Here is a 5,329-nt window from a genome sequence, read left to right as displayed (position 1 = left end):
CTCCGGTATCGACGGGCCGGGATGGAGTTCCGTCGCGTCGGCCGGCTCGGGCAGAGACGCCGGCTCTACCGCCGCCGCGGCGTCGATGTCCTTGATCTCGATGGCTGGCCGCCCGTCCGTCGGCTCGGTGGCCGGAGCGTCGTCCGGCGGCACGGCGGCAGGCAGCTCGGCGACCGCCTCCGCTTCGCCCGTCTCGACGGCAAGCGGTACTGCCGGGCCGGCAGCCGGCACCGGTTCGGCCCCCGGCGGCTCGCCCGGCGCCGCGCCGGAGCGGGGCGCTCCGCTGGTGAATAGAGGATAACGGGGGGCGACGAGGCGACGTGTCTCGGCCTGCTCGGCCGCCTCGCTCAACTCGGTGGGTGTGCCTTCCTCGATGATGCGCCCTGCGTCCAGCACGACGAGTCGATCGCACACTGCCCCGAGCACCTCGATGTCGCGGCTCGCGGCCAGCACGGTCAGCGCATTGTCGGCCCTCACCCGGTGCACCAGCGCCAGGAACTCGGTCCGCTCTGCTGCGTCGAGACAGCTCGTCGGCTCATCGAGCAGGAGCAATCGAGGGCGCGACGCCAGGGCCCGCGCCAGCGCCAGCCGCTGCAGCTCCATGGCGCCGAAGGCCCCCGGGCGACGCCCGAGAACCGAGGGGTCGACGCCCACGGCGCGCACGACTTCGACCAGTTGGTCGGCCTGTTCGTCGACGAGCAACTGCTGTTCCACCCTGAGCGGCTCGGTCAGCGACAGGCCGACGGGCAGCGCCGGATTGAAGGCCCGGTGCGGATCGCTGAAGACCATGGCGATGGCGGAGCGCCGCTCGGCCGGCAGGTCGTCGCCATGGTACGCGTCCCCGTCGAAGCGCAAGGCGCCGCCGCTGCACCGGCCGAGCCCGGCCGCCAGGCGCAGCAGCACGGATTTGCCGCTGCCGGCGCCGCCCAGCAGGCCCACGGCCTCGCCGCGCCGGACCGACAGGGTGGTGGGCGTCAGTACCAGTCGGCCCGGCGGACGTCGCAGCAGCGGCCAGCCGCCCCCTCCGATCCGCTGTTCCACCGCATCGAGCTCGAGCAGGGGTTCGCCGACCTGCGGACGCATCGCCGCCCGCGGCCGGGGTCGGTAGGCGCCGAGCAGTTCACGCGTCCGCCCGTGCCGCGAGCGCTCGATGCTCTCCGCCGTCCCGGTCTCGATCGGCCGCGTGCCGTCGAACACGATGATCGTCGCGGCCATGGCCAGCGCGAGGCGCATGTCGCCGGTCAGCAGCAGCAGGCCGAAGCCGTTCTCGGCCTGGGCATCGAGGATGGCCTGCGAAAGCTCGCGGTGGTCGGCGCCGACAAGCCCGTGCATGGGGTCGTCGCAGATCAGCAGGTTCGGCGAGCGCTCGATGAGCGAGGCCAGTCCGGCCGCCCCGTCGCCGGCACGAAGCAGCCCGATGCGGCCGCGCAGCCTGGCCAGTTCGGCCTCGGACGTCGGAAACGCCGCGCCGTCTAGCTTCAGCGTGCCGGTGCGCTCGACATGCCCGTCGCCGAGGCCCGCCAGTTCGAGCGCCAGCGTCCGCATCGCTTCGTGCGATGCCCCGACGATCGCCGTCCGGCCCCCGGCGAGGCTGAGGCTCAGCCCTTCGACCAGCGGCCGCCGCTGGCGCGACAGCCCGAGCGTCTCGATCTCAAGCCGGGCTGCCATCGATACCCTGCCTCAGTCCGCGAGCCGCCAGTTGCAGCGCGACGATGAGCGTCACGATCGTCACACCCGGCGCGATGGCGAGCAGCGGACGGATCTGCATGAATCCCTGTGCTTCGCGCAGCATCACCCCGAGGCCGGTCCCCCCCGTGCCGGCGGCAAGGCCGAGAAAGCCCAGGCTCGCCTCGATCAGGATGGCTGCCGCGAACAGTTCGAGCCCGAGGGCCGCCACCAGCGGCAGGAGGGCCGGCAGGACATGGCGCTGCATGGCCGGGAGCGCGGTCAGTCCCGCGATGCGCGCCGCCGCCACATAGTCGCGGCCCAGCAGTGCGTCGACCGGTCCCCACACCGAGAACGCCGAGGCGACGGCGCCGGGCATCGCTACCGCCAGGATGGCGATTCCCGGCCCGGCGCTGCCCAGCGCGGCAAGCAGCATGGCGACGACCAGGGCCGGCGCCAGCATCAGCGCGGAGACCCGCGCAGGCTGCGGGCAGGCACCGAGCCGGGCGGCCGCCAATGCGCCCGCCGGCAGGCCCACGAGCAGCGCGATCAGCGTGCCGAACCCGGCCACGGCAAGGCTCGAGAGGGCCGCGCTCATCAGCAGCGAGACCATGTCGCGCCCGGCCTGGTCGGTTCCGAGCAGGTGCGGTCCGCCCGGTTCCGACAGCGGCGAGAGGGGTGGGCCGGCCAGCGGGAAGGGCACCCAGACCAGTGAAACGAGCGCCAGCGCCCCCAGCAGCAGGCCGGCCCCGCCCCCGGCGACGAGGCCCCAGCGGATATTGCGCAGGCCGGTCAGGGCGTTCATGCCGGACCCCACGCGTCGAGCGCCAGCCGGGTCAGCCGCAGCAGCACATCGCCCAGGATCGCGAGGCAGACAAGAACATACAGTCCAAGTGCAAACAGCGGCAGGTCGTGCTGCAGCGCCGCGCCCAGCGTCAGTCGACCGAGGCCGGGGAGGTAGAACAGCGCCTCGACCAGCACGGTACCGATCCATATCGCGACGAACAGCCGGGCGAGGATCGCCGGCAAGCTGGAGCGCAGCCGCGCGATCGCCAGTCTGCGCCGTGCCTGGCCGGTGGTCATCCCCCTGCTGCGCAACAGCTGGACTGCCTCGGCGGCGACCGCGTCCCGCTCGCTGAGCAACAGGCGCGCGAACTGGCCGGCGCCCGGCACGCCCATCGCCAGCGCCGGCAGGAGCAGCGAGCCGAGGGCTGCCCCCGCATTGCTGTGCCAGGGCACGAAGCCGCTGGCGGGAAGCAGCTTGAGGCCACCGGCCACGCCGAGGATCAGCAGCAGGCCGGCCCAGAAGGCGGGCGTCGCCGCCAGAAGCGCCGCCGGCACCCGCATCGGCACGATCGAGTCGGCCGACGCCAGGCCGAGCCCTCCCGCAACGGCGATGAGAAAGGCCAGCAGCGCCAGCGGCACCGTCACCGCGAGGCGTTCCAGCACCATCGGACCGAGCGCCGCCCCGCCCCCTGTCGGCGCGCCGCCCAGCAGCCCGCCGATGAACCCCGGTGCGGCTGCGCCCGCCAGCACGTCGATCAGCAGCCAGAGCAGCAGCAATGCCGCCAGCAGGCCGCCCAGCAGCCTTGCCGCCAGCCTCGTCAGCAGGGCTCTCACGAGCGGCGAGCCGCTTCTAGCCGATGGGGTGCTGGCCTGCGGCATGCCAACGCTCGAGCCTGGGTCGATCGAAAGGGTGGAACAACCGCTAAAGCATAGTCAAGGAATGGTTAATTTGAAATGTAGATCAGCCGATCCGCCGGTCGCTGAAGCGCGTGGCGAGGATCACCGGCAGCACCCCGACCAGCACGATGCCGAGCGCCGGCAGGGCGGCCTCGGTGAACAGGCTGACATTGGCCCGCGCATAGACCATCGTGGCGAGCGTCTCGACCCCGAGCGGGCGTAGCAGCAGGGTCGCCGGCAACTCCTTGACGATTTCGACGAAGACCAGCGTTGCCGCCGACAGCAGTGCCGGCGAAAGGCTGGGCAGGTCGACGCTGAGCAGCAGCCGCCACCCGGTGACCCCGAGCACCCGGCCCGCGTCCAGCATCTGTTCGCCGCGTCGCCGCATCGCCGCGTCGAGCGTGCTGTGCGACACGGCGAGGAAGCGGATGGCGTAGACGTAGAGGAGCGCCGCCACCGATCCCGACAGCACCAGGCCGGGCCGCCAGTCGAACAGCGCCATGCTGGCGCGGTTGATCCACAGATCGGCCTGTCCGAGCGGCTGCAGCAGTCCCAGGGCCAGAACCGTGCCCGGAATCGCATAGCCGAGCGTCGCCACCCGGATCGCCGCGTGCGCCCCGCGCGATCCCCTGGCGCCGCCGATCCTGGCGGCGAAGAGCCCGATGCCGACGGTCAGCAGTGCGCCCGCACCGGCGAGCAGGACCGTCGTCAGCCCGGCCCCGAGCGCAGCCTCTAGCGCGTTCGGCCCGAGATTGCGCACCGCCAGCACCACCAGTTCCCCGACCGGCACGCCGAAGCCACCGACCAGCAGTACGCCGCAGAACAGGCTGGCCCCTGCCGCGTGCCGGCCGGCCAGGGTTTCGCGCGGCGGTGCCACCCGGCTGTCGCGATGCAGCTGATAGACCCGATCGCGGCGCGCCCGCTGCTCGACGAGGATCAGCGCGGCAACGATCAGCACGATGGTGACCGCCAGCTGTGCCGCGCCACCGAAATTGCTGCGGTTGATCCAGGTCGAGTAGATCACCGCCGTCAGGCTGTTGACGCCGAAATACTGCACCGCGCCCAGGTCGTTCAGCACTTCCATCATGGCGAGCGAAATGCCCGCGACCAGGGCCGGGCGGCTGAGCGGCAGGATGATGGTGAAGAAGGTCCGCAGGCCGCTGGCGCCCAGGGTGCGCGACGCGGCGCCGACCGACCCCGACTGCATCAGGAAGAAGGTCCGGCAGGCGACATAGACATAGGGGTAGAGCACCAGCGACAGCACCAGCGCCGCGCCAGTCGGGCTCTTGATCTGCGGGAACCAGTAGTCGCGGATCGTCTCGGCGCCGGTCAGCGCCCGGAGCGCCTGCTGCACCGGGCCGGTGAAATCGAGGAATTCCACGTAGCTGTAGGCCGCGAGGTAGGTCGGCACCGCCAGCGGCAGGATCAGCGCCCAGTCGAACAGCCGTCGCCCGGGAAAATCGAAATGCGTCGTCAGCCACGCCGCGACCAGTCCGAGCCCGCCCGCGGCCAGTCCGACCCAGCCCATCAGCGTCGCCGTCTCGCGCAGGGCGGTCGGCAGCATGGCGGCGCCGAGCCCGCCGCCGGCTCCGGTGGCGCCGAGGGCGCTGAGCGAAAGCCACAGGATCGGCAGCCCCATCACGAGGACGAGCACAATGGCCGAAACCGGCGGGAGGCGGTGCCCGCCGGCTCGATCGGATTGCCTCGCTGAACCGGCGCTGCTGATGGGCAGGCACTCCTCGTGGCGTCTAGTTCTGCGCCCCTTCGTTGAACCGCAGTTCGTCGACCAGGGCGGCGGCCTCGCCGCGATGCGCCGCCACATCGGTCAGCGGGACCTTGGACGGGTTGAGCTGTCCCCAGCTCAGCACCAGGTCCGCCGGCTGCACCCCGGCCACAGCCGGATACTCGTAGTTGCCGTTGGCGTAAAGCTGCTGCGCCTCGTCGGAGAGGAGGAAGGCGATCAGCGCATTGGCGTTCTCGG

4 protein-coding genes and 1 pseudogene are annotated in these 5,329 nt (G+C 71.9%); all 5 read right to left on the bottom strand.

Features of this window, described 5'->3' with window-relative positions; genetic code table 11:
* Window positions 1–1,668 (bottom strand): ATP-binding cassette domain-containing protein (locus ACE3TU_RS18560; protein WP_374626920.1); only part of this gene is annotated, 1,668 nt, incomplete at its 3' end.
* Window positions 1,652–2,470, bottom strand: coding sequence for a hypothetical protein (locus ACE3TU_RS18555; RefSeq protein WP_374626918.1), 819 nt, complete (start codon window positions 2,468–2,470; stop codon window positions 1,652–1,654). The genes ACE3TU_RS18560 and ACE3TU_RS18555, both read right to left, overlap by 17 nt.
* Window positions 2,467–3,330, bottom strand: coding sequence for an ABC transporter permease subunit (locus ACE3TU_RS18550; protein WP_374626915.1), 864 nt, complete (start codon window positions 3,328–3,330; stop codon window positions 2,467–2,469). Before ACE3TU_RS18550 ends, ACE3TU_RS18555 begins: the two co-directional genes overlap by 4 nt.
* Before the next feature lie 82 nt (window positions 3,331–3,412).
* A complete protein-coding gene (locus tag ACE3TU_RS18545) occupies window positions 3,413–5,002 on the bottom strand; it encodes an ABC transporter permease (RefSeq protein WP_374626913.1) in 1,590 nt (529 codons plus the stop codon).
* Between the two features lie 94 nt (window positions 5,003–5,096).
* Window positions 5,097–5,329, bottom strand: a pseudogene (locus tag ACE3TU_RS18540) (iron ABC transporter substrate-binding protein); the annotation flags it as partial.

Origin of the sequence: Devosia sp., assembly GCF_041917035.1 — a bacterium.
In the GTDB taxonomy this organism is placed as follows: domain Bacteria; phylum Pseudomonadota; class Alphaproteobacteria; order Rhizobiales; family Devosiaceae; genus Devosia_A.
This window is presented reverse-complemented; position numbering and strand designations above follow the sequence as displayed.

Bases quoted from the DNA above. Each gene is read 5' to 3' on its own strand.
- ACE3TU_RS18555 (WP_374626918.1), bottom strand. From the start codon at position 2,470: ATGAACGCCCTGACCGGCCTGCGCAATATCCGCTGGGGCCTCGTCGCC.
- ACE3TU_RS18550 (WP_374626915.1), bottom strand. From the start codon at position 3,330: ATGCCGCAGGCCAGCACCCCATCGGCTAGAAGCGGCTCGCCGCTCGTG.